The organism is Mycobacterium sp. PS03-16, from assembly GCF_004570325.1.
In the GTDB taxonomy this organism is placed as follows: domain Bacteria; phylum Actinomycetota; class Actinomycetes; order Mycobacteriales; family Mycobacteriaceae; genus Mycobacterium.
Genome location: NZ_SPQO01000013.1, coordinates 109637 through 133408, shown reverse-complemented (window position 1 = coordinate 133408; position 23772 = coordinate 109637). Strand labels below are relative to the sequence as shown.

Annotated in this window: 22 protein-coding genes and 1 pseudogene; 14 read left to right on the top strand and 9 right to left on the bottom strand. The window is 70.2% G+C overall.

Going from position 1 to position 23772, the window contains the following annotated elements:
- The first annotated feature begins 1 nt into the window (after window position 1).
- The 7 genes from E4P42_RS13610 (at window position 2) to mmsB (ending at window position 7831) form a co-directional block, all read left to right on the top strand.
- Window positions 2–1510: an ATP-binding protein gene (locus E4P42_RS13610; protein WP_135126588.1), complete on the top strand. Its 1509-nt coding sequence runs from the start codon at window positions 2–4 to the stop codon at window positions 1508–1510.
- A 97-nt stretch (window positions 1511–1607) separates the two neighbouring features.
- The gene (locus tag E4P42_RS13605) at window positions 1608–2456 is read left to right on the top strand and encodes an LLM class F420-dependent oxidoreductase (protein WP_135126587.1); all 849 of its coding nucleotides are present in this window, start codon (window positions 1608–1610) and stop codon (window positions 2454–2456) included.
- A gap of 28 nt (window positions 2457–2484) precedes the next feature.
- Complete coding sequence (rfbB, locus tag E4P42_RS13600) at window positions 2485–3480, top strand: dTDP-glucose 4,6-dehydratase (RefSeq protein WP_135126586.1); 996 nt, start codon at window positions 2485–2487, stop codon at window positions 3478–3480.
- Window positions 3477–4082, top strand: a complete 606-nt coding sequence (gene rfbC, locus E4P42_RS13595; protein ID WP_135126585.1) for a dTDP-4-dehydrorhamnose 3,5-epimerase — start codon at window positions 3477–3479, stop codon at window positions 4080–4082. The genes rfbB and rfbC overlap by 4 nt, the downstream gene beginning before the upstream one ends.
- 123 nt (window positions 4083–4205) lie before the next feature.
- On the top strand, window positions 4206–5726 hold the full coding sequence (locus E4P42_RS13590; RefSeq protein WP_135126584.1) for a CoA-acylating methylmalonate-semialdehyde dehydrogenase: 1521 nt from the start codon (window positions 4206–4208) through the stop codon (window positions 5724–5726).
- Window positions 5727–5740: 14 nt separating this feature from the next.
- Complete coding sequence (locus E4P42_RS13585) at window positions 5741–6934, top strand: acyl-CoA dehydrogenase family protein (protein ID WP_135126583.1); 1194 nt, start codon at window positions 5741–5743, stop codon at window positions 6932–6934.
- 21 nt (window positions 6935–6955) lie between these two features.
- Window positions 6956–7831, top strand: a complete 876-nt coding sequence (mmsB, locus tag E4P42_RS13580) for a 3-hydroxyisobutyrate dehydrogenase (protein ID WP_135126582.1) — start codon at window positions 6956–6958, stop codon at window positions 7829–7831.
- A gap of 109 nt (window positions 7832–7940) precedes the next feature.
- On the opposite strand, the gene E4P42_RS13575 is transcribed toward mmsB, so the two are convergent.
- Window positions 7941–8756, bottom strand: coding sequence for an HAD family hydrolase (locus E4P42_RS13575; protein ID WP_135126581.1), 816 nt, complete (start codon window positions 8754–8756; stop codon window positions 7941–7943).
- A gap of 104 nt (window positions 8757–8860) precedes the next feature.
- Here E4P42_RS13575 and E4P42_RS13570 point away from each other — a divergent pair, with 104 nt between their 5' ends.
- Together E4P42_RS13570 and E4P42_RS13565 are read left to right on the top strand one after the other, a co-directional pair.
- Window positions 8861–9523 carry a response regulator transcription factor gene (locus E4P42_RS13570; RefSeq protein ID WP_135126580.1) on the top strand — a complete coding sequence of 221 codons (663 nt, stop codon included), beginning with the start codon at window positions 8861–8863 and terminating at the stop codon, window positions 9521–9523.
- Window positions 9520–10758 (top strand): GAF domain-containing sensor histidine kinase, encoded by a 1239-nt coding sequence (locus E4P42_RS13565; protein WP_209305769.1) that lies wholly within the window; start codon window positions 9520–9522, stop codon window positions 10756–10758. The genes E4P42_RS13570 and E4P42_RS13565 overlap by 4 nt, the downstream gene beginning before the upstream one ends.
- A 50-nt stretch (window positions 10759–10808) precedes the next feature.
- On the opposite strand, the gene E4P42_RS13560 is transcribed toward E4P42_RS13565, so the two are convergent.
- The 6 genes from E4P42_RS13560 to secY all read right to left on the bottom strand — a co-directional run bounded on the left by E4P42_RS13560 (window position 10809) and on the right by secY (window position 15362).
- Window positions 10809–11312, bottom strand: coding sequence for a MarR family transcriptional regulator (locus E4P42_RS13560; protein ID WP_135126579.1), 504 nt, complete (start codon window positions 11310–11312; stop codon window positions 10809–10811).
- Between the two features lie 31 nt (window positions 11313–11343).
- Window positions 11344–12075: an anti-sigma factor gene (locus tag E4P42_RS13555; protein WP_135126578.1), complete on the bottom strand. Its 732-nt coding sequence runs from the start codon at window positions 12073–12075 to the stop codon at window positions 11344–11346.
- Window positions 12072–12578, bottom strand: coding sequence for a sigma-70 family RNA polymerase sigma factor (locus tag E4P42_RS13550; RefSeq protein WP_135126610.1), 507 nt, complete (start codon window positions 12576–12578; stop codon window positions 12072–12074). The genes E4P42_RS13555 and E4P42_RS13550 overlap by 4 nt, the downstream gene beginning before the upstream one ends.
- A 99-nt stretch (window positions 12579–12677) precedes the next feature.
- A complete protein-coding gene (map, locus tag E4P42_RS13545; protein WP_135126577.1) occupies window positions 12678–13472 on the bottom strand; it encodes a type I methionyl aminopeptidase in 795 nt (264 codons plus the stop codon).
- A 2-nt stretch (window positions 13473–13474) separates the two neighbouring features.
- Complete coding sequence (locus E4P42_RS13540) at window positions 13475–14020, bottom strand: adenylate kinase (RefSeq protein ID WP_135126576.1); 546 nt, start codon at window positions 14018–14020, stop codon at window positions 13475–13477.
- A gap of 16 nt (window positions 14021–14036) precedes the next feature.
- Window positions 14037–15362, bottom strand: a complete 1326-nt coding sequence (gene secY, locus E4P42_RS13535) for a preprotein translocase subunit SecY (protein ID WP_135126575.1) — start codon at window positions 15360–15362, stop codon at window positions 14037–14039.
- A 273-nt stretch (window positions 15363–15635) separates the two neighbouring features.
- On the opposite strand from secY, the gene E4P42_RS13530 reads away from it, so the two are divergent.
- Genes E4P42_RS13530 through E4P42_RS13520 form a run of 4 tightly spaced genes read left to right on the top strand, consistent with a single transcriptional unit; the run spans window position 15636 to window position 18595 of the window.
- The gene (locus tag E4P42_RS13530) at window positions 15636–16589 is read left to right on the top strand and encodes an SAM-dependent methyltransferase (RefSeq protein WP_135126574.1); all 954 of its coding nucleotides are present in this window, start codon (window positions 15636–15638) and stop codon (window positions 16587–16589) included.
- Window positions 16576–16734, top strand: a complete 159-nt coding sequence (locus E4P42_RS26995) for a hypothetical protein (protein ID WP_167759481.1) — start codon at window positions 16576–16578, stop codon at window positions 16732–16734. Before E4P42_RS13530 ends, E4P42_RS26995 begins: the two co-directional genes overlap by 14 nt.
- Complete coding sequence (locus E4P42_RS13525; RefSeq protein WP_135126573.1) at window positions 16734–17633, top strand: SAM-dependent methyltransferase; 900 nt, start codon at window positions 16734–16736, stop codon at window positions 17631–17633. The genes E4P42_RS26995 and E4P42_RS13525 overlap by 1 nt, the downstream gene beginning before the upstream one ends.
- Window positions 17634–17680: 47 nt before the next feature.
- A complete protein-coding gene (locus E4P42_RS13520; RefSeq protein WP_135126572.1) occupies window positions 17681–18595 on the top strand; it encodes a class I SAM-dependent methyltransferase in 915 nt (304 codons plus the stop codon).
- Between the two features lie 13 nt (window positions 18596–18608).
- Here E4P42_RS13520 and sppA read toward each other — a convergent pair whose 3' ends face one another.
- Window positions 18609–20396, bottom strand: a complete 1788-nt coding sequence (gene sppA / locus E4P42_RS13515; protein WP_135126571.1) for a signal peptide peptidase SppA — start codon at window positions 20394–20396, stop codon at window positions 18609–18611.
- Window positions 20397–20454: 58 nt separating this feature from the next.
- Here sppA and E4P42_RS13510 point away from each other — a divergent pair, with 58 nt between their 5' ends.
- Entirely contained in the window at window positions 20455–21378 is a 924-nt protein-coding gene (locus E4P42_RS13510) for an LLM class flavin-dependent oxidoreductase (protein WP_135126570.1), read from the top strand.
- On the opposite strand, the pseudogene helR reads toward E4P42_RS13510, so the two are convergent.
- A pseudogene (gene helR, locus E4P42_RS13505) lies at window positions 21351–23592 on the bottom strand (RNA polymerase recycling motor ATPase HelR); the annotation flags it as partial. The gene E4P42_RS13510 and the pseudogene helR overlap by 28 nt on opposite strands.
- Between the last annotated feature and the right edge of the window lie 180 nt (window positions 23593–23772).

Genomic DNA, 23772 nt, shown 5'->3' with positions numbered 1-23772 from the left:
CATGGGCGAAACCTGCCTGGCCGAAGAGCTGCGCACACTGTTCCTGTTCGAGGCGCTCAGCGACGAACAACTCGACATGCTGTGCGCGGACGGCCACATCGAGACCATCCCGGCCGGCCCCCTGTGCGTCGAGGGCGACCCCGCCACCTGCTTCTACGTACTGATCGAGGGCGAACTCGTGATGTCGAAGCGCTCCGGCGGCGTGGACATCGAGACCAACCGCACCTCCCAGCGCGGTGTGTACTGCGGCGCCTGGTCGGCCTACGTGCCCGGCGAGGAGCACATCTACGAGGCCTCGGTGCGGCTGACCAAACCGTCGCGGTTCTTCGTGCTCGACGCGAACGCGTTCGCGAAGTTCATGCAGTCCCAGTTCCCGATGGCCGTGCACCTGCTGGAGGGTCATAAGGTCGGCGGCCGGCGGCAGAGCCAGATCATCGGGCAGCGCGAGAAGCTGCTCGCGCTGGGCACCATCACCGCCGGGCTGACCCATCAGCTCAACAATCCGGCCGCCGCCACCGCGCGCGCCGTCTCCGACCTGCGCGAAGGCGTGGGCAAGATGCGGCACAAGCTGGCGATGCTGGCCGACGGCAAGTTCACCCCGGAGGCCCTGCGGGTGCTGATCACCATCCAGGACGAGGTGGCCGAACAGGTCGCCAAGCACCGCGGCAGCGGGCTGTCGGCGCTGGAGGTCTCCGACCGCGAGGATCAGATGGGCGACTGGCTCGACGATCACGGCATCGCCGGGGCGTGGGATTACGCCCCGACGTTCGTCGAGGCCGGCCTGGACATCGACTGGCTGGAACGGGTGTCGGCCTCGGTCGAGGACGTACTACAGGACGGTGAGGCGGCGGCCGCGCTGACGCAGAGCGCGATCGGCTGGCTGAAGTACACGATCGACACCGAGCTGCGGATGAACGAGATCGCCGAGGCGAGTAAGCGCATCTCCGCCCTGCTCGCGGGCGCCAAGCAGTACTCGCAGATGGACCGGGGCGCCTACCAGAGCGCGAACATCCACGAACTGCTGCGCAGCACGATGATGATGTTCGGCGACAAGATCGCGATGGCCGGCAAGGGCAAGCCGATCACGCTGGTCAAGGAACTCGACCAGTCACTGCCCGAAATCCTCTGCTATCCGGGCGATCTGAACCAGGTGTGGACCAACCTGATCGACAACGCGATCCAGGCGATGGGCGGCCACGGCACCCTGACCGTGCGCACCATGCGCGAGAACGACGGGATGATCCGCGTGGAGATCTGCGATGACGGCCCCGGCATCCCCGAGGACATCATCGACCGGATCTTCACGCCGTTCTTCACCACCAAGGCGGTCGGCGAGGGCACCGGGCTCGGACTCGACCTCGCCTGGCGCGTCGTCGTCGAGAAGCACCACGGCAACCTGTCGGTGCAGTCCCGTCCCGGGGACACCCGGTTCGTGGTGTGCCTGCCGCTGCAGGCCCCGGCCCCCAGTTCAGAGACGTCCGACGACGCCGCCGCAGCCGCGGCGGATTAGCGGCGGAGACCCCGGTTCGTGGTGAAGACGCGGCAAAACCGGGTAGTGACCGTCTGATGGACGCGATCCGCTCCGAAGACCGATCGAAGGGACCGACATGACCGAGGGTGTTGCCCTCAAGCCCGACCTGGGCCGCTACGGCGTGTGGATCGGCGGCGCGCCGACGCCCGAACAGGCCGCCGAGATCGAGAAGCTGGGCTACGGCGCGATCTGGGTGGGCGCCTCCCCCAGCGCCGATCTGAATTTCGTCGAGCCGATCCTCGAGGCGACCGAGTCGCTGCAGGTGGCCACCGGCATCGTCAACGTGTGGGCGTCGCCGGCCGAGGAGGTCGCCGAGTCCTACCACCGCATCGAGGACGCGCATCCCAGCCGCTTCCTGCTGGGCATAGGAATCGGCCACCCGGAGGCCACCGCGGAATATCGCAAGCCCTACGACGTCCTGGTCGAGTACCTCGACAAGCTGGATGCGGCGAGGGTGCCGACCAGTCGGCTGGTGGTCGCGGCGCTGGGCCCGAAGGTGCTCAGGCTGGCCGCGCAGCGCAGCGCGGGCGCGCACCCGTACCTGACCACTCCCGAGCACACCGGCCAAGCCCGCAACCTGGTCGGCCCGACGGTGTACCTGGCCCCCGAGCACAAGGTGGTGCTCAGCGACGACGCCGAGGACGCCCGTGACGTCGGGCGTCAGACGGTCGACTTCTACCTGGGCCTGAGCAACTACGTGAACAACTGGAAGCGGCTGGGCTTCACCGACGACGACGTCGCCAAGCCGGGCAGCGACAAACTGATCGACGCGGTGGTGGCGCACGGCACCGCCGAGGCCGTCGCCGCCCGGCTCGAGGAGCATCACGAGCGCGGCGCCGACCACGTCGCGATCCAGGTGCTGGGCGGCCAGGACGCGCTGATCCCGACGCTGACGGAGTTGGCGGGCCCGCTCGGCCTGAAGTGAGCGGTGGGCGGCCGCTAGGGTTTTGACCATGCGGCTGCTGGTCACCGGCGGCGCCGGTTTCATCGGCGCCAACTTCGTGCACGAGACGGTCCGCCACCGTCCCGAACACTCGGTCACCGTGCTCGACGCGCTGACCTATGCCGGCAGCCGCGAGTCGCTGGCCCCGGTGGCCGACGAGATCCGGTTGGTCGAGGGCGACATCACCGACGCCCGACTGGTGGACACCCTGGTCGGCGAGGCCGACGCCCTCGTGCACTTCGCCGCCGAGACCCACGTCGACAATGCGCTGGCCGATCCTGAGCCGTTCCTGCACACCAACGTCATCGGCACCTACACGGTGCTCGAGGCGGTGCGCCGGGCCGGGGTGCGGCTGCACCACGTGTCCACCGACGAGGTGTACGGCGACCTCGACCTCGATGCGCCCGACCGGTTCACCGAGTCGACGGCTTACAACCCGTCGAGCCCGTACTCGTCGACCAAGGCGGCCGCCGACCTCCTGGTGCGGGCGTGGGTGCGGTCGTACGGCGTGCGCGCGACGATCTCGAACTGCTCGAACAACTACGGGCCGTACCAGCACGTCGAGAAGTTCATCCCCCGTCAGATCACCAACGTGCTGACCGGGCGCCGCCCCAAGCTCTACGGCACCGGCGCCAACGTGCGCGACTGGATCCACGTCGAGGACCACAACGCCGCGGTGTGGCGCATCCTCACCGACGGCCGGATCGGCCGCACCTACCTGATCGGCGCCGAGGGTGAACGCGACAACCTGTCGGTGCTGCGCACGCTGCTGCGCATCATGGACCGCGACCCCGACGACTTCGACCACGTCACCGACCGGGCCGGCCACGACCTGCGCTACGCCATCGACCCATCGGTGCTCTACGACGAACTGGGCTGGGCGCCGAAGCACACGGACTTCGAGGACGGCCTGCGGGCCACCGTCGAGTGGTATCGCGAGAACGAATCGTGGTGGCGGCCATTGAAGGATGCGGTCGAGGCGGCCTACGCGGAGCGCGGTCAGTGACGGCGCGGGAACTCGCCGTACCCGGCGCGTGGGAGATCACCCCGACCGTGCACGCCGACGGCCGCGGGCGGTTCTTCGAGTGGTTCACCGACCGGGACTTCACCGGCTTCGCCGGGCATCGCCTGGACCTGGCGCAGGCCAACTGCTCGGTGTCGCGGGCCGGGGTGCTGCGTGGCCTGCACTTCGCCGACGTGCCGCCCGGTCAGGCGAAGTACGTCACCTGCGTGCGCGGCTCGGTGTTCGACGTGGCCGTCGACATCCGGGTCGGCTCCCCCACCTTCGGCACCTGGGATGGCGTGCTGCTCGACGACCGCGAGCACCGCACCATCTACCTGTCCGAGGGCATCGGCCACGCTTTCCTTGCGCTGCAGGACGATTCGACGGTGATGTACCTCTGCTCGACCGGCTACGATCCGGCCCGCGAGCACACGGTGCTGCCGACGGACCCGGCGCTGGGCATCTACTGGCCGTTCGACGGCGAGCTCGTGCTGTCCGACCGCGACGCCGCCGCGCCGACGCTGGAGCAGGCCCGCGCCGCCGGACTGCTGCCGACCTGGGACGCCTGCCGCGACTTCGTCGACGGCCTGCGCCGAGACTGCTGACAGATCACCGTTCGCCGCGCAATCGCGATCTCCCAGCAGGCTCGCGGCCCCGTATCGACCCTCTTGTCAACGCCGCCGGGAACTTACTAGGATGTCCTAGTATCTAGAGGCGAGGGGCTTCACATGACCACACAAATCCAGCACTTCATCAACGGCGCGCGCACGTCCGGCGAGTCCACCCGGACCGCTGATGTGCTCAACCCCAGTACCGGCCAGGTTCAGGCGCAGGTGCTGCTCGGGTCGCGCGCCGACATCGACACCGCGGTGGCCGGCGCCGCCGAGGCGCAGAAGGATTGGGCCGCCTGGAATCCGCAGCGCCGCGCCCGCGTGATGATGCGGTTCATCGAGTTGGTCAACGCCAACGTCGAAGACCTGGCCGAGCTGCTCAGCATGGAGCACGGCAAGACCGTCGCGGACTCGAAGGGCGACATCCAGCGCGGCATCGAGGTCATCGAGTTCGCGATCGGCATCCCGCACCTGCTCAAGGGTGAGTACACCGAGGGCGCGGGTTCGGGCATCGACGTCTACTCGATGCGCCAGCCGCTCGGCGTGGTCGCCGGCATCACCCCGTTCAACTTCCCCGCCATGATCCCGCTGTGGAAGGCCGGCCCCGCGCTGGCGTGCGGGAACGCGTTCATCCTCAAGCCGTCCGAGCGGGACCCGTCGGTGCCGGTGCGGCTGGCCGAACTGTTCCTCGAGGCCGGCCTGCCGCCCGGCGTGTTCCAGGTCGTGCACGGCGACAAGGAGGCGGTCGACGCGATCCTCGAGCACCCGGACATCCAGGCCGTCGGCTTCGTCGGCAGCTCGGACATCGCGCAGTACATCTACGCGGGCGCGGCGGCCAACGGTAAGCGCGCGCAGTGCTTCGGCGGTGCCAAGAACCACATGATCGTGATGCCCGACGCCGATCTCGACCAGGCCGTCGACGCGCTGATCGGCGCCGGCTACGGCTCCGCGGGCGAGCGGTGCATGGCGATCAGCGTCGCGGTGCCCGTCGGTCAGGAGACCGCCGACCGCCTGCGCGCCCGGCTCGTCGAGCGGGTCAACAACCTGCGCGTCGGGCACAGCCTCGACCCCAAGGCCGACTACGGCCCGCTGGTCACCGAGGCCGCGCTCAACCGTGTCCGCGACTACATCGCCCAGGGCGTCGAGGCCGGCGCCGAGGCGGTCGTCGACGGTCGCGAACGCAGCAGCGACGAGATGCAGTTCGGCGACGACAGCCTCGAGGGCGGCTACTTCATCGGCCCCACGCTGTTCGACCACGTGACGCCTGACATGTCGATCTACCGCGACGAGATCTTCGGTCCGGTGCTGTGCATCGTGCGCGCCCACGACTACCACGAGGCGCTGCGGCTGCCCAGCGAACACGAATACGGCAACGGCGTCGCGATCTTCACCCGCGACGGCGACACCGCCCGCGACTTCGTGGCCAAAGTGCAGGTCGGCATGGTGGGGGTCAACGTGCCGATCCCGGTGCCCGTGTCCTACCACACCTTCGGCGGCTGGAAGCGGTCCGGTTTCGGCGACCTCAACCAGCACGGCCCGCACTCGATCTTGTTCTACACCAAGACCAAGACCGTCACGCAGCGCTGGCCGTCGGGCATCAAGGACGGGGCCGAGTTCGTCATCCCGACCATGAAATAGAGCTGAAGTAGACGATGGACCTCATCGGGCTGGACGATGACGAACGCGTCATCGCCGAGACGGCGGCCGCCTTCGCCGAGAAGCGGCTCGCGCCATACGCGCTGGAGTGGGATCAGACCCACCACTTCCCCACCGACGTGCTGCGCGCGGCGGCCGAACTGGGGATGGCGGCCATCTACTGCCACGAGGACGTCGGCGGTAGCGGCCTGCGGCGCATCGACGCGGTCCGCATCTTCGAGCAGCTGGCCACCGCCGATCCGACGGTCGCGGCGTTCCTGTCGATCCACAACATGTGCGCCTGGATGGTCGACACCTACGGCTCGCCGGAACAGCGCAAGGCATGGGTGCCGAGGCTGGCGTCGATGGACGCGATCGCCAGCTACTGCCTCACCGAACCGGGTGCGGGGTCGGATGCCAGTGCCCTGCGCACCCGCGCGGAGCGCGACGGTGACCACTGGGTGCTCGACGGGGTCAAACAGTTCATCTCCGGGGCGGGCACGTCGGACGTGTACGTGGTGATGGCCCGCACGGGCGGTGAGGGGCCGCGCGGCATCTCGGCGTTCATCGTCGAGAAAGACACGCCCGGTGTGAGTTTCGGCGCCCAGGAACAGAAGATGGGCTGGAACGCCCAGCCCACCGCGCAGGTCGTGTTGGACGGGGCCCGGGTGCCTGCGGAGAACATGCTGGGCGGCGCCGACGGTGACGGCAAGGGATTCGGCATCGCGATGAACGGGCTCAACGGCGGCCGCCTCAACATCGCCGCCTGCTCGCTCGGCGGCGCGCAGGCCGCCTACGACAAGGCCGTCACCTACCTCGCCGACCGGCAGGCGTTCGGCTCGGCGCTGCTCGACGAGCCGACCATCCGGTTCACGCTCGCCGACATGGCCACCGCGCTCGAGACGTCGCGAAATCTGTTGTGGCGGGCGGCCCGTGCGCTCGACGACGGCCACCCCGACAAGGTCGAACTGTGCGCGATGGCCAAACGGTACGTCACCGACGCCTGCTACGAGGTGGCCGATCAGGCGCTGCAACTCCACGGGGGCTACGGCTATCTGCGCGAGTACGGCTTGGAGAAGATCGTCCGCGATCTGCGGGTCCACCGCATCCTCGAGGGCACCAACGAGATCATGCGCGTGGTCATCGGCCGGGCGGCCGCCGGCCGCGCCGCCAAGACCAGTGAATCCAGCGGCGTCCGCGCCTCGGCATAGCGAGACGAAAGGCACCACACCATGACCACGATCGCGTTCCTCGGGCTGGGCAACATGGGCGGCCCGATGGCGGCCAACCTGGCCGCCGCCGGACACACCGTCCGCGGCTTCGACCCGGTGCCCGCGCTGGCCGAGGCCGCACAGGCCAAGGGCGTGACGGTGTTCGGCAGCGGGCCGGAGGCGGTCACCGAGGCCGAGGTGGTGCTCACCTCGCTGCCCAACGGCGCGATCGTGAAGGCGGTCTACGCCGACGCGCTGCCCGCGGCAAAGGCGGACACGCTGTTCATCGACACCTCGACGATTTCGGTGGCCGACGCCCGCGAGATCAACGCCCAGGCCGCCGAACGGGGCTTCGCGCAACTCGACGCCCCGGTGTCCGGCGGGGTGAAGGGTGCGACGGCCGGCACGCTGGCCTTCATGGTCGGCGGGGACGACGCGGCCGTCGAACGCGCCCGCCCGATCCTCGAACCGATGGCGGGCAAAGTGGTGCACTGCGGCGCCTCGGGAACCGGTCAGGCCGCCAAACTGTGCAATAACATGGTGCTCGCGGTCCAGCAGATCGCGATCGGTGAGGCGTTCGTGCTCGCCGAGAAACTCGGCTTGTCCGCGCAGTCGCTGTTCGACGTCATCACCGGTGCCACCGGCAACTGCTGGGCGGTGCATACCAATTGCCCGGTGCCGGGGCCGGTTCCGACATCACCGGCGAACAACGATTTCAGACCGGGCTTCGCGACGGCGCTGATGAACAAAGACCTCGGGCTGGCGATGGACGCGGTGTCCGCGACGGGCGCCTCCGCGCCGCTGGGCAGCCACGCCGCACAGCTCTACGCGGAATTCGGCGCCGAACACGCCGATAAGGACTTCTCCGCAATCATTGCGATGCTACGGGGCGAGTAGCACCGCCCCCCGACGGGCCGTCGGCGACCCCTCGACCGCCGACGTGCCCCGCGCACGTCCAAACTTGCACATTGAAGGTGCTCCGGGACGAGGTTCGGCAAAATTCTCCCTACGCGGCCGGTTGTGTCGCCGGTGGTGTCGCAGAAGCCCACCACCGGGCGTGCAGGCGGTGACAGGTCGCCAACCGCAGCGGATCCTCGCCCGCGTAGTCCGCGCGCGCCGTCACGGCCCGGCGCAGTTCACCGGCGCCCGGCTGCGCGCCCACCAGCACGGTGGCCAACCCCGCGGCCGTCGCGGTGCGCAGTCCCTTCGCCGAACCGGTCATGGCCAGCGCGTCGTGGGCGGGGACGCCGAGCTCCCCGAGCGCCAGCCGATAGGCCTCCGGGCCCGGCGCGGCCACGTCGTCACGCGTCACGATGGTCTCGACCTGTCCCTCCCCGACGAGCTGGCGGACCAGCGGCTGCGCCCAGGCGCGCCGGCCGTCGGTCACCACCGCGACCGGCACCTGGGCGGCGAACGCGTCATCGATCAGGTCCTGCAAACCGGGCCGCGGCGACAGGCCCGCGTCGAGGACCATCTCGTCGAACATCATCGCCTTGGTGGTGCAGATGTCGTCGGCGAGCAGCTCGGTCAGCACGTCGCATTCCGGCCCGACGCAGTGGTTGCGCAGCTCGGCCAGCACGCGCTGGCGTTCGTCACGCAACACCGTGAGCTTGCGGTACCGGGCCGCCGACCACTCGATCGGGATGCCGTGCGCGGCGAACGCCGCGTTGAACACGACACGATGGGCGTCGATGTCCAGATCGGTCAGCGCGTCGAGGTCGAACACCAGCGCGCGTACGGTCCGTGCGTTCGCCTCCGCGGACGCAGAACAGTCCCACCAGAAGCGGCCCGCACACCAGGTCTTCTCACGTGTAGTCGGCACCCAGTCAGAGTGGCCCACGTCACACCGCGCTGTCCTCCCCCCTACGGGGGATTGGCGGAGTCAACTTCGCCTACCGGACGCGGCGCCGCCTCTAAGGTGATGCCATGTCCGTCGGGCCGCCGGTGCGGATCGTCCTGGTCGACGACCACGAGATGGTCATCGAGGGCCTCAAGGCCATGCTGGCGACCTACGCCGACCGCGTCTCGGTGGTCGGGCAGGCGGTCGGCGCCGAACGCGCCGTCGGTGTCGTCGACGACCTGCGGCCCGACATCGTGCTGTGCGATGTGCGGATGCAGGGCAGCAGCGGGCTGGACCTGTGCCTGTCGTTGCGCGAGCGCCTGCCGGCCCAGAAGGTCGTGATGCTGTCGGTGTACGACGACGAGCAGTACCTGTTCCAGGCGCTGCGGGTCGGGGCGTCGGGCTACCTGCTCAAGAGCATCAGCAGCGACGAACTGGTCCGCCAGCTCGAACTGGCCCACCGCGGCGAGGTGGCCATCGACCCGGGGATGGCCGCGCGCGCCGCCGACACCGCCGCGCGCCTGCAGCGCGACGAGTTCTGGCCCGGCGCCCGCCAGGGCCTCACGCAGCGGGAGAGCGAGATCCTGTCGTTCGTGGTCAACGGGCTGTCCAACCGCGGCATCGCCAACAAGCTGGTGATCGGCGAGGAGACCGTCAAGACCCACCTGCGGGCGATCTACCGCAAACTCGGGGTCGGCGACCGGGCGGGCGCGGTGGCGACCGCGCTGCGTGAGGGCATCTACCAGTGAGCGAACCGCCGAACGCACTGCGCGACCTCGGCCAGTACGTGCTCGCCGTGGACCGCGAACTCGCGCTGCTGCGCGAGCTCATCCAGGCCGCGTCGAGCGGTCCGGGCGTCGAACCACTCGCGGCGGCCGCGGCCCGGATGATCACCGCCGCGACCGCCACCGACGTCTGTTTCGTGCACGTCCTCGACGATTCGGACCGGTCGCTGACGCTGGCCGGCGCGACCCCGCCGTTCGACAGCGAGATCGGCAAGATCCGGCTGCCGCTCGGACAGGGCATCTCGGGCTGGGTGGCGAGCCACCGCGAACCGGTGGTGATCAGCCACGACAAGGAGTCCGATCCGCGCTACATGCCGTTCCGGTCGCTGCGCGGCAAGGACTTCACGTCGATGGTGTCGGTGCCGATGGAGACCGATCCCGGCGGGCTGGTCGGCGTGCTCAACGTGCACACGGTGCAGCGGCGCGAGTTCACTGCGCGCGACGTCGAACTGCTGCTGGTGATCGGCCGGCTGATCGCCGGCGCGCTGCACCAGGCGCGGCTGCACCGCCAGCTCGTCGCCCGGGAACGGGCGCACGAGAATTTCGTCGAGCAGGTCATCGAGGCCCAGGAACTCGAGCGCCGCCGCCTCGCCGGCGACATCCACGACGGCATCTCCCAGCGCCTGGTCACGCTGTCCTACCGGCTCGATGCGGCGGCGCGCGCGGTGCACGATCCGGCGATGGTGGCCGAACAGCTCGGCAAGGCCCGCGAGCTGATCGACCTCACCCTCGGTGAGGCGCGGGCGGCGATCAGCGGGTTGCGTCCCCCGGTGCTCGACGACCTCGGGCTGGCCGGCGGGCTGGCCAGCCTGGCCCGGTCGATCCCGGACGTGCACATCGACGTCGACCTGGCCGAGCGTCGCCTGCCCGACCACATCGAGCTGGCGCTGTACCGCATCGCCCAGGAGTGCCTGCAGAACGTGGTCAAGCACGCCCGCGCCCGCACCGCCCGGCTCACCTTCACGGTGTCCGGCGAGGCCGCCCGACTGGAGATCGTCGACGACGGCGTCGGGTTCGACACGCTCGAGCATCCGCTCGGCGGCGACGACATGGGCGGCTACGGGTTGCTGTCGATGGCCGAACGCGCCGAGATCGTCGGCGGCCGGCTGGAGATCCGCTCCCGGCCGGGTTCGGGGACCGCGGTGACGGCGACGATCCCGCTGAGCTCACCCGGGCGAGAAGACACAGATTCGCGCTGACGGGCCGCTGAACGCGCGCCTCTGCGACTGTTCGCGGGGAAGCCGGGCCTTCAGAAGTCGCCGGCGTGGCGGCGCAGCGTCTCGATCGAGGCGGCCAAGGCGCGCGACTCGTCGACCGACATGCCGATGTCGGCGAACACCTCGCTGTTGAGCGTCGCGGTGGCGTCCTCGACCGTCGAGCGCCCGAGGTCGGTGATGCGCACCAGTGTCGTGCGGCCGTCGGTCGGGTGCGGCAGCCGCTCGACCAGGCCGCCGGCCTCCAGCCGGCGGATCGCATGGGTGACGCTGGTGACGTGGACCTGCAGCCGGTCGGACGCCTTGGTGATCGGCAGGGCGCCCTCCCGGCTGAACGCCAACAGCCGCAGCAGCTCGAACCGCGAGAAGCTCAGATCGTAGGGCCGCAGCGCGTTCTCCACGCGGGCCAACAGGATCTGGTGGGCCCGCATCACCGAGGTGACGGCGACCATCCCGTCGGCGACGTCGCCCCAGCCGGCGGCCTGCCAGTTCGCGCGGGCCAGCGCGATCGGGTCTCGGGCTCCGGGCCGCTGACTCACCGGACTTTCATACCATTGCCGACCCGGCGCGCTACAGCGTCGCCTCGAGCAGAACCTGACGCGTGTCGGTCGAGATCAGCTGCACCGCGGCGATGTCCGCGACCGCCATCGGGGTGTTGCCGCTCGGCAGCGCCGTCGAACCGGACAGCCCCAGCCACGTCGCGATCTCGCTCGCACTGCCGTCGCGCCCGACCACCACCATGCCGAGCCGGCTGGGCGGCACGTCGGCGCCGCCACCCGACCACTGACCGTAGGTGCACGTCATGTCGACGCGCGTGCCCCACGAGTAGCCGGTCAGGCTCACGCTCGCGTTGAACGGCGTCGGCGCGAGTTTGGTCATCTCGTGACTGCGCGCGGTCGTCTGCGGAGTGCCGGTCTGCAGCCCGATGGTCTCCGGGCGGATCGCGATGACCAACCCGACGGCGAGCAGCGCGGCGGCCACCGCGACCGCGGCCGTCGTGATCCACCGCGACCGGCGCCTGCGCCATCGCACCTTGGCGAGCACCGACTGCAGCACCTGCGGCCGCAGCGGTGGCGGCTCGTCGTCGAGCGCGGCCACGTCCTGGGCGTCGAGCATGGCCAGCAGCGCCGGCATCCCGCCGAGTTCGGCCACCGCGGAGCGGCAGCGGGAACACGTCTCGAGATGCGCCTCGTACTCGCGGCGGTCGGCACCGGACAGCGCGCCGAGCACGTAGGCCGCATCCCACTGCAGGTAGGGATCCCCGACGTGGTCGGCACCACGGGACACCTCGGACGACGTCATCGCGTCACCCCCATTTCCTGCAGGTTGAGCCGCAGGGCCCGCACCGCGTAGTGCAGCCGGGACTTCACGGTGCCCTCCGGGATCTGCAGCTCACCGGCGATCTGCTGGGTGGTCAAGCCCTGGTAGTACGCGCGCCCGATGACCGCCCGGTGATCGTCGGACAGCTGCCCCAGCGCGGATCCGACGAGGAGGCGGTCCAGCGCCGAGTCCACCTCGTCGGGCCCGGCCCGGTCGGCGACCGCCTCCACGTCCGCGGTGCCGGTCTCGCGGCGCGCCCTGGCGCTGCGCTGTTCGTCGATGATCAGGTTGCGGGCGACGGTGAATAGCCATGCCCGCGCCGAGTGCCCGGTCACGCCGGGGTTCGGCGCCACCGTCGGCTGGTGCCGCCATGCCCGCAGCAGGGTCTCCTGTACGACGTCCTCGGCGCGCGCCCGGTCGCCCGTGAGCCGCAGGGCGTAGCGCCACAGCGCCGCGGCGTGCTCGTCGTAGAGCACCCGCATCATCGTGCTCTCCGGATCGACCCCATGGTTCACTGTCAGCCACCCTCCGTCACTGACACGGCGTTGGCGGCGGTCCAGTTCAGTGTCCGCGGGTGGGTGGCCCTAGAGGGTCAGAATGCGCGGCCCGTCCTCGGTCACCGCGACCGTGTGCTCCCAGTGCGCGGCGCGCGAGCCGTCGGCGGTCACCACGGTCCACTCGTCGGCAAGCACGACCGTCTTCGTGGTGCCCAGCGTGAGCATCGGCTCGATCGCCAGCACGGACCCGGGCGCCAGGTGCGGCCCGCGGCCGGGCGCGCCCTCGTTGGGCAGGAACGGGTCCATGTGCATCTGCCTGCCGATGCCGTGGCCGCCGTAACCGGCGACGATTCCGAAGGCGCGGCCGTAGCGCTGCTCTGCCGCGCGGGTCTCCTTCTCCATGGCGTGCGAGACGTCGGTGAGGCGGTTGCCGGGCAGCATCGCGGCGATCCCCGCCTCCATGGCTTCGCGGGTCGCGGCCGACAGCGCCTCGTCGACGTCGATCAGCGGGCCGACGCCGAACGTGATCGCGGAGTCGCCGTGCCAGTCGTCGAGGATGGCGCCGCAGTCGATGGACACCAGATCCCCGGAGGCCAGCGCTTCGGACGCCGAGGGGATCCCGTGCACCACCCGGTCGTTGACCGACGAGCAGATGCTGGCCGGGAAGCCGTGATAGCCCAGGAAGGACGGGGTGCCGCCCCCGCCGCGGATGACGCCCTCGGCGACCTCGTCGAGGTCCTTGGTGGTGACGCCGGGTGTGGCGGCCTCGCGGACCGCGCGCAGCGCCTGGGCGACCAGTGCGCCGGCCGCCGCCATCGCGTCGAGCTCACCGGGGGTGCGCTGGGCGACGACCTTGGGCTTGCGCAGCTTCAGGCCGGCCACGCTTACTTCCCGAGCGCGCGCAGGGCCCGCGCGAAGACCTCGTCCATCGAGCCGACGGCGTCGACGGTCTTGAGCTCGTCGCGGTAGTGGTCGAGCAGCGGGGCGGTCTCGTCGCGGTAGACCTTCATCCGGTTGAGGATGACCTCGTCGGTGTCGTCGGCGCGGCCGCGGCCCTTGAGGCGGGTCAGCAGCTCGTCCTCGGACACCCGGAACTCCAGCACCGCATCGAGGCTCAGGCCGCGCGCGGAGAGCATGTCGTTGAGCGCCGTGGCCTGTTCCACCGAGCGCGGATAGCCGTCGAGGATGAAGCCGTCCTTGGCGTCGTCCTGGCCGATGCGGTCCTCGACCAGTGCGTTGGTCAGGCTGCTCGGAACCAGATCACCGGCGTCGAGGTACCGCTTGGCCTCCACGCCCAGTTCGGTCTCGTTGCTGATGTTGTAGCGGAACAGGTCGCCGGTGGAGATGTGCGGGATCCCGAGCTTTTCGGCCAGCTTCTCCGCCTGCGTGCCCTTGCCGGCGCCCGGCGGTCCGAGCAAAACGATTCTCAACTTTCCGAACCCTCTCTCACTTCAGGAAGCCCTCGTAGTTGCGCTGCATCAGCTGGCTCTCGATCTGCTTCACCGTGTCCAGGCCCACGCCGATGAGGATCAGCACCCCGACGCCGCCGAATGGCAGGTTCTGCACGGGGCCGCTGGTGCCGACGTTGAGGAACAGGTTCGGCAGCACGGCGATGGTGCCCAGGTAGATCGAGCCCGGAAGAGTGATCCGGCTGAGCACGTAGCGCAGGTAATCGGCGGTCGGTTTGCCCGGGCGGATGCCCGGGATGAAGCCGCCGAACTTCTTCATCTCGTCGGCACGCTCGTCGGGGTTGAACGTGATCGACACATAGAAGTAGGTGAAGAAGATGATCAGCGCGAAGTAGATGCCGATGTACCAGGGGCTGCTGGGGTCGGTCAGGTACTCGGCGACGAAGCGGTCCCACCACCCGGTGCCCGGGTTGGAGCTTCCGCTCTGGATCAGCTGGGTGATCAGGTGCGGGATGTAGATCAGCGACGACGCGAAGATGACCGGGATGACGCCGGCCTGGTTGACCTTCAGCGGCAGATAGGTCGACGTGCCGCCGTACATGCGGCGGCCGACCATGCGCTTGGCGTACTGCACCGGGATGCGGCGCTGGCCCTGTTCGACGAACACGACGCCGATGATGATGATCAGCGCACCGGCGCAGACCGCGGCGAACACCATGCCACCGCGGCTCTCCAGGATCGACTGGCCTTCACCGGGCATGGCCGCGGCGATGCTCGCGAAGATGATCAGCGACATGCCGTTGCCGATGCCGCGCTCGGTGACCAGCTCGCCCATCCACATGACCAGCGACGCACCGGCGGTCATGACCAGGACGAGCACGACCAGGGAGAAGATCGACGTGTCGTCGATGATGTCGAGCGAGCAGCCCTGCAGCAGGCCGCCGTTGGCGGCCAGCGCCACGATGCTGGTCGACTGCAGGACGGCCAGCGCCACCGCCAGGTAACGCGTGTACTGCGTCATCTTGGCCTGGCCGGACTGCCCCTCCTTGCGCAGCTGTTCGAACCGCGGAATCACCACGGTCAGCAGCTGCACGATGATGCTCGCGGTGATGTAGGGCATGACGCCCACCGCGAACACCGACAGCTGCAGCAGCGCACCACCGGAGAACAGGTTGATCAGCGAATAGATCTGACCGGCTTCGCCACCGCTGACCTGCGCGATGCACTCCTGCACGTTCGGGTAGTTCACCCCGGGGGACGGCAGCGAGGCGCCGACCCGGTACAGGATGACGACACCCAGGGTGAACAGGATCTTGCGTCTGAGGTCGGCCGTCCGCAGCGACGAGATGAAAGCCGAAAGCACTCTTCCTCCTGCGCAGCCGACCTGTTGAGCGCGGCGTGCCAAATGGGGCTGGACAAACCAGCGTCTTGGTCAAGTCATACGCGCCGTCCACAACAGACATCTCGCCTGCTCGCGGCACGCGTCAAACAGTCTACGAGAGTAACAGTGATCCCCCGCCATGCCCGCATCGCAGCACGCTCGCAGCGCGCGTTCAGGAATCGCGCGTACAGTCGGGCGCGCTGGTTACATCAGCTAAGTAATTGAGCTCGGACAACGTCGACAAGGGGTCAGGGGATGGCACGCAGCGAGAACGACACATGGGATCTGGCGTCGAGCGTCGGCGCCACCGCCACCATGGTCGCCGCCGCCAGGGCGGTGGCCAGCAGGCAACCCGACGCGCTGATCGACGATCCGTTCGCCGAGCCGCTGGTGCGTGCGGTCGGGGTGGACTTCTTCACGCGTCTGGCCACCGGCGACCTCACGCCGGCCGACCTGGACCCCGAGGCCGTCGGCGGGATGGGCAACATGGACCGCTTCACCGACGGGATGGCGGCGCGCACCCGCTTCTTCGACGACTTCTTCTCCACCGCGGCGGCGGCCGGGGTGCGTCAGGCCGTGATCCTGGCCTCCGGACTCGACTCCCGCGCCTACCGGCTGACGTGGCCGGCCGGCACCGTCGTCTTCGAGATCGATCAGCCCGAGGTCATCGCGTTCAAGACCGAGACCCTCGACGGGCTCGGCGCGCGGCCCACGACAGACCGCCGGGTGGTGGCCATGGACCTGCGCGGCGACTGGGTGGCCGCGTTGGAGGCGGCCGGGTTCGACCGGACCGCGCCGACGGCCTGGATTGCCGAGGGATTGTTCGGATATCTGCCGCCCGAGGCGCAGGACCGGCTGCTCGACCAGATCACCGAGCTCAGCCCGGCGGGTAGCCGGGTGGCCGCCGAGGGTGTGGTCAGCCCGTCGGACCTCGACGAGGACGAAATCCGCGAGCGCATGGAGGCGGTGCGTGACCAGTGGCGCGAACACGGTTTCGATCTGGACTTCGCGGAACTGGTCTACACCGGTGAGCGTGCGGAGGTGGCGGCCTACCTGTCCGCGCGGGGCTGGGACGCCGCCGGCATCTCCGGCCGGGAGTTGCTGGTGCAGCTCGGGTTGGCCGCCGCCGACGACGAGAGCGCGAGCTTCGCCGACGTCCACTACGTCACCGCCGTCCGCACCGCGGAGTCGGTCGATGGCGCGCAGTGACGCCGACACCTGCGATCGGGCCTCCAGCGTCGGGGTGACCGCGACGATGGTCGCCCACTACGGACACCCCTTCCCCACTGGTGACACCGCCGAGGCGCTGCGGGCGTCGCTGGCCGTCACCGCCGACAAGCGATGGGAGAACTGATGCCCCGTACCGAAGGAGACACCTGGGACCTGGCGTCCAGCGTCGGCGCCACCGCAACGGCGGTGGCCGCGTCCCGGGCGCTGGCGTCGCAGGGTCCGCAGCCGCTGCTCGACGACCGCTTCGCCGACCCGCTCGTGCGCGCGGTCGGTATCGAGACCTTCGTCGACCTGATCGACGGCAGGCTGCCGGTCCCGGCGGACGCGGGGCTGACCCCTGCCGTGATGAATGAGCAGATCACGGTGCGAACCCGGTACTTCGACGACGTGTTCCGCGACGCGGTCGCCGCGGGGATCCGGCAGGCGGTGATCCTGGCGTCCGGGCTCGACACCCGCGCGTACCGGCTGTCGTGGCCGGCCGGCACCGTCGTCTACGAGATCGATCAGCCGCAGGTGATCGACTTCAAGACCCGGGTGCTCGACGACCTCGGGGCCGCCCCCGCCGCGGACCGCCGCACGGTGCGCATCGACCTGCGCGAGGACTGGCCGGCCGCGCTGGGCGCCGCGGGCTTCGACAGCTCGGCCCCCACCGCCTGGATCGCCGAGGGCCTGCTGATCTATCTGCCGCCCGAGGCGCAGGACCGGCTGCTCGAGAACGTGACCGCACTGTCCGCGCCGGGCAGCCGGTTCGCCACCGAACACATGGACACCACCGAACTGCCCGACGACTGGGCGGAGAAACTCACCGAGCGCTCGAAACGGCTGGGGTCCGGGATCGACCTCGTCGACCTCTTCTACACCGGTGAGCGTCGCGCCGCCGGTGCCCACCTCCGCGACCTCGGCTGGCAGATCGAGGTGCTGACCGGTGAGAACGCCTATGCCGCCCAGGGTTTCGCGGTGCCCGACGACGAGTTCCGCGCGATGATGGGCGGCTCGGGCTACCTCACCGCGACGCTGGGTTAGCCCGGTAGCGTCGACGTCACCACCACCGAGTCGGGCAGGAGGCAGCGATGGCGCGCAGCGAAGGGGACAGCTGGGATCTGGCGTCGAGCGTCGGCGCGACCGCGACCATGGTGGCCGCCGGACGCGCCGTCGCCAGCCGCGACGAACGGGGCCTGATCCACGACCCGTTCGCCGCGCCGCTGGTCCGTGCGGTCGGCATCGACTTCTTCACCCGGCTGGTCGATGACGAGTTCGATCTGGCGGCGATCGATCCCTCGATGAAGGACACGATTCAGGCGCGCATCGACGAAATGGCTCTGCGCACACGGTTCTTCGACGACTACTTCCTCGCCGCCACCGGCGGCCGGGTGCGGCAGGCCGTCATCCTGGCCTCCGGGCTCGATTCGCGCGCCTACCGGCTGCCGTGGCCGCAGGGCACCGTGGTTTACGAGATCGACCAGCCCGCGGTCATCGAGTTCAAGACCACCACGCTGGCCGGAATCGGCGCCGAGCCGACCGCCGAGCGGCGCCCGGTCGCGATCGACCTGCGCGAGGACTGGCCGGCCGCGCTGCGCGCCGCCGGATTCGACACCGCAGCGCCGACCGCGTGGTGCGCCGAAGGGCTCCTGATCTACCTGCCGCCCGAGGCGCAGGACTTGTTGTTCGACAACATCACCGCGCTGAGCGCACCGGGCAGCGCCGTGGCCACGGAGTACGTGCCCGGGATCCGGAACTTCGATCCCGAGAAAGCCCGGGCGTCGACCGCAATGACGCGCGAGCTCGGGTTGGACCTCGACATGCCCTCGCTCATCTACCACGGGGAGCGCAGTCACGTCATGGAGTACCTGGCGTCGCTGGGCTGGCAGATGACCGGGACTCCGCGCCAGGAGCTGTTCGCCGCCCACGGCGTGCCGCTGCCGGGCCTGGCCGACGAGGACGATCCGCTCGGCGAAATCGTCTACGTCAGCGGCACCCTGCCATGACCCGCGCGGATAGTCAGAAGCGGTAGTCGCCCAGCCACAGCGCGGTGACGCCGCTCAGCGACCGCTCGGCCTGGTCGATCAGGCCCAGCACCGACCGACCCACCACCGCGCCCAGCGCGTCGGGCAGTGACGCCGCGGCCGGCTGGGACGACGGCTTCGGCCGCAGCATCTCCAGCAGCGACGACCCGGGGTAGCTGACGATGCGGACGTCGGCGTGGGCGTCCAGGCCGGCGAGCACCTTGGCCCGCTCGACCGCCGTGCGCAGACCGCCGAGTTCGTCGACCAGACCGTGCGCCTTGGCGTCGGCACCGGTCCACACCCGTCCGCGGGCGACGTCGCCGACCTGCTCGACGGTCAGGCCGCGGCCCGCGGCGACGCGTTCGACGAAGTCGTTGTAGAACAGGTCGGCCTCGGCCTCGACATGGGCCTGCTGTTCGTCGGTGAACGGCGCGTTGGGCGACCACGCGTCGGCATTGGCGTTGGTGCGCACCGAATCCGAGCCGACACCGAGCCGGTCCTTGAGTTCACGGGCCACCAGCTTGCCGGTCACCACACCGATCGATCCGGTGATGGTGCCGGCGTTGGCGACGATGGCGTCGGCGCCCATCGACACGTAGTACCCGCCCGACGCGGCGACCGCGCCCATCGACGCCACCACCGGCGTCCCGCTCTCCCTCGCCCGCAGCACCTCACGCCAGATGGTCTCCGACCCGGTGACCGAGCCGCCCGGGCTCTCCACCCGCAGCACGATGGCCGACACGTCCTCGTCGGCGGCGGCCTCCCGCAGCGCCGCGGCGATGGTGTCGCCGCCCGCGCTCGAACCGCCCAGCGGCAGCACACCGGGACCGCCGCGCCCGCTGACGATCGGACCGTGCAACGTCACCACCGCGACGGTGGGCTTGCCCTTGCGGCCGGGGATCGACGGTCCGGATCCGGGCGCCGTTGCGCGGGCGTACCGCGACAGGTACAGCCGCGGCGGGGCGTCCTCGCTGTCCGCGCTGCCGGTTTCGGGTGAAATGCCTTTCGAGCCAACGAGTTCACCGATGCGGGCGTAGGCCTCGTCGCGGAATCCGATGCGGTCGACCAGTCCCCCGCTGACCGCGGCGTCCCGCAGCAGCGGCGCCTGGTCGGCCAGCGCGTCGACCGCCGCGGCGTCGAGCTTGCGGGATTCCGCGACCGCGGCCAGCACCTGCTCCTGCAGGCTCCGGATCAGCCGCTCGTCGGCCTCGCGGTGCGGTTCGGTGTAGCGGTCCTGCGTGAAAAGGTTTGCCGCGGACTTGTATTCACCACGGGCGACGAACTGCGCCTCGATACCCGCCTTGTCCAGGGCGTCCCGCAGGAACAGCGCGCTGGTGGCGAAGCCGACGAGGCCCACGGTGCCCGACGGCTGCATCCACACCTCGCGAAACGCGGACGCCAGGTAGTACGACTGGGTGCCGGGATACGTCTCGGCCCAGGCCACCGACGGTTTGACGGCGCTGAACGCCGCGATGGCGTCGCGCAGTTCCTGTACCGGCGCGGTGGGGGCCGCGGTGAGCTGCACGCGGGCGATCAGGCCCGCCACCCGGTCGTCGTCCTTCGCCCGGTGGATCGCCGCGACGGCCTGGCGCAGCACCATCGGCCGGCCGCCGGTCGAAATGATCGCCAACGGATCGAAGCCGGCCGTCTCGGGCGGCACCGACATCAGATCGAGTTCGAGCACGACCCCGTTCGGAACGCCCTTGTGTCGGGCGGTGTCGACCCGCCGGACCAGGGCGCGCACATCGTCGGGACCGGGGATGCCAGGCAGGAAAGCGAACATGTCACCGAGACTACCGACGCGCGGGAACCGGCCGGGGGCGCCGCCGTACCGTGATCGCGTGAGGTTCTCGATCTCGATTCCCCAGCGTGACGTCGACGGCTTCGACGCCGACGGGGTGCGTGACTACCTGGTGCGTGCCGAGGCGCTCGGCTTCCACGGCGGCTGGGTGCTGGAGCAACCCATCGGTCCCACCCCGGTGATCGCCCCGCTGGAGATGCTCGCCTGGGCTGCGGCCAGCACCACCCGCCTGCGGCTGGGCGTCGGCGTGCTGGTGTCCTCGTTGCACGACCCGCTGCAGCTGGCCGCGTCGGCCACCGCCGTCGACCGGCTCAGCCACGGCCGCTTGGACCTGGGGATCGCACCGGGCGGCGGCCGGCGCAAGTTCGCGGCGTTCGGGGTGGCGCCCGAGACCTTCGTCGGCTACTTCACCGAGGGTTTGGCGTTGATGAAGGCGGCGTGGTCCGACGATCCGCGCGTGACATTCCACGGCCGCTTCCGTGACGTCGACGACCTGCCGATCGCACCCAAGCCGGTGCAGCGCCCGCATCCGCCGATCTGGTTCGGCGCCAACGCCCCTGCCGCGCTCGCCCGCGCGGTCCGCCACGGCGACGCGTTCCTGGGCGCCGGCTCGTCGAACACCGAGCAATTCGCCGAGGCGGTACGCACCGTGCGTCGCGAGATCGACGAACAAGGCGTCGCCGCAGCCGATTTCACGATCGGCAAGCGGGTGTATCTGATGATCGACGACGACCCCACGCGGGCGCGCGAGCGGGTGCTCGCCGGGCTGCACGACTTCTACGGTGCCATGGCGGGCATCGAGGCGGTGCCGGTGTCCGGCCCGCCCGAGCAGGTGGCCGACGGCCTGCGCGCGGTCATCGACGCCGGCGCCGAGATGGTGCTGTGCAACCCCCTCGGCGCGACGGTCGCCGAGGACCGCGAGCAGCTGGAGCGGTTGGCCGCCGAGGTGCTACCCGCGCTGTGATCAGGCCCGCGCCGGTGTGCCCGCGCCGGCCATCCCGGCCAGCGCCTGCGGCAGCGGACCGAGGTGCAGGACGCCGAGGCGCTGGGTGGCGCGGGTGAGCGCGACGTACAGTTCGGCCGCCCCGCGCGGCCCGTCGGCCAGGATCTGTTCCGGCGCGACCACCAGGACCGCGTCGAACTCCAGGCCCTTGGTGTCCGCGGGCGCTACCGTGCCCGGGAACCCGGGTGGCCCGATCACCACGCTGGTGCCCTCCCGGCGGGCTTCGTCGTCGACGAACGCCTCGATGGCGGTAGCCAGTTCGTTCTCGGTGACCTGCCGGGCCCACGGCTGTACCCCGCACGCGCGGACCGAGTCCGGAGGCGTTGCGCCGGGGGCGAACTCACGAAGCAGCGCGGCGGCGACGGTCATGATCTCCGCCGGGGTGCGGTAGTTCACCGTCAGCGTCCGGTACAGCCAGCGCCCGGGCACGTACGGTTCGAGCATCTCATCCCATGAGGTCGCGCCTGCGGCGGAGCGGCGCTGTGCGAGATCGCCGACGACGGTGAACGACCGGCCGGGACAGCGGCGCATCAGCACCCGCCAGTCCATCTCGGAGAGCTCCTGCGCCTCGTCGACCACGATGTGCCCGTAGGTCCAATCCCGGTCGGCCGCCGCGCGTTCCGCGACGTCGCGGGTGTCGCGCTCCTCGAAGCGCTCCGCCAGCTCTTCGCCGTAGATGAGGTCGCTGGCGAGCAGCCGGTCCTCGTCGTCCATCAGGTCCTCGCGGTCGACCATCAGGTCCAGCACACCCTCGGCGTAGGCGGCCTCCTCGAGCCGTTCCCGCTCCGCGGCCGCGTCAGTGGGCCCATGCCGGCCCAGCAGGTCGACGAGCTCGTCGAGCAGCGGCACGTCGGATACGGTCCACGCCTCGCCGTCCTCCCGCCACAGTGCGGCATCGGCGCCCGCGGCCTTCAACCGGTCGTGGGATTCGTACAGCGACGCCAGCAGTTGCTGCGGGGTCAGCACGGGCCACAGTTCGTCGAGCGCGGCGATGAAGCCGGCGTTGTCGGCGATCTCCTCGATTAGGTCGGACCGCACCTCCTCCCAGGCGTTGCCGTCCTCGCGGGTCAACCAGCCCTTCCCGACCCGGGCGACCGCCCGCTCGCTGAGCACGTAGGTCACGATGTCGGCGAAGACGTCGCGGGCCTCGTTGTGCGGCAGGCCGCTGTCGCGCGCTTCCTGGATGGCCCACTCGGCGGTCGGGGCGTCGATGCGGACGGTCACGTCGTTGAGTTCGATCGGCATCGGCTCTTCGGGCTGGCGCTGACGGTCGGCGACCGCCGCCGACAGTACGCCGAGGATGTCCCGAGAACCCTTGATCCGAGCCACTTCCGGCGCGTCCTCGGCAGTGACGCGCATACCGGGGACCAGATCGCCGACGGTGGTGAAGACCACGTCGGATTCGCCGAGCGAGGGCAGCACCCGGCTGATGTGGTTGAGGAACGCGGGATTCGGCCCGACCACGAGCACACCGTGGGTTTCGAAACGCTTGCGCTGGGTGTACAGCAGGTAGGCGACGCGGTGCAGGGCGACGACGGTCTTACCGGTGCCCGGTCCGCCCTCGATGACCAGCACGCCCGGATGGTCGAGCCGGATGATGCGGTCCTGCTCGGCCTGGATGGTCGCGACGATGTCGCGCATGCCCTCGCCGCGCGGCGCGTTGACCGCCGCGAGCAGGGCGGCGTCGCTGGACCCGTCGGGCTGCCCGTCGGCGTCCGCACCGTCGGGGCGGCCGAGAATCTCGTCGGTGAAGTCGAGCACCCTCCGCCCGCGGGTCCGAAATTGGCGTCGCCGGCGCATGCCTTCCGGATTCGCGCCGGTGGCGGTGTAGAACGCGCGCGCCACCGGGGCCCGCCAGTCGAGCAGCAGGGTCTCGTGGTGGTCGTCGGACAGACCGATGCGTCCGATGTAAAGGTGCTCCCCGGCAAGGCTGTCGAGCCGACCGAAGCAAAGCCCGTTGTCGGCGATGTCGAGGCGCTTGAGGCCGTCGGTCGCTGCCCGGACCTCGGCGTCGCGCGCGACGAGCGTTCCGCCGTCCTGGGCGTCGATGGTGGTGCGCAGCGCCGCGCTGTGCCGACCCGTGAGGCGCGCACGTTCGGCGTCGAGGCGCGCATACAGCTCGGTCACGTAGTCCTGTTCGGACTGCAGTTCGGCGTGGTGGTCGCTTGTGGGCATGTGCTCCCTGGTCTTGATCGCCTCGGCCGCGTATCGGTCGAGGTCAGCGATTGTGCAGCAGCACCCCGGCCTTGCCGCAAGCCCCGGGGTGCGCGATAAAATGAGGGTGGGTACAGGCAGTCACCGCCTCGTTGACTCCCATTATCCCTGCCTCTTCCCTATCCGCGCGAGCGTGCGTGT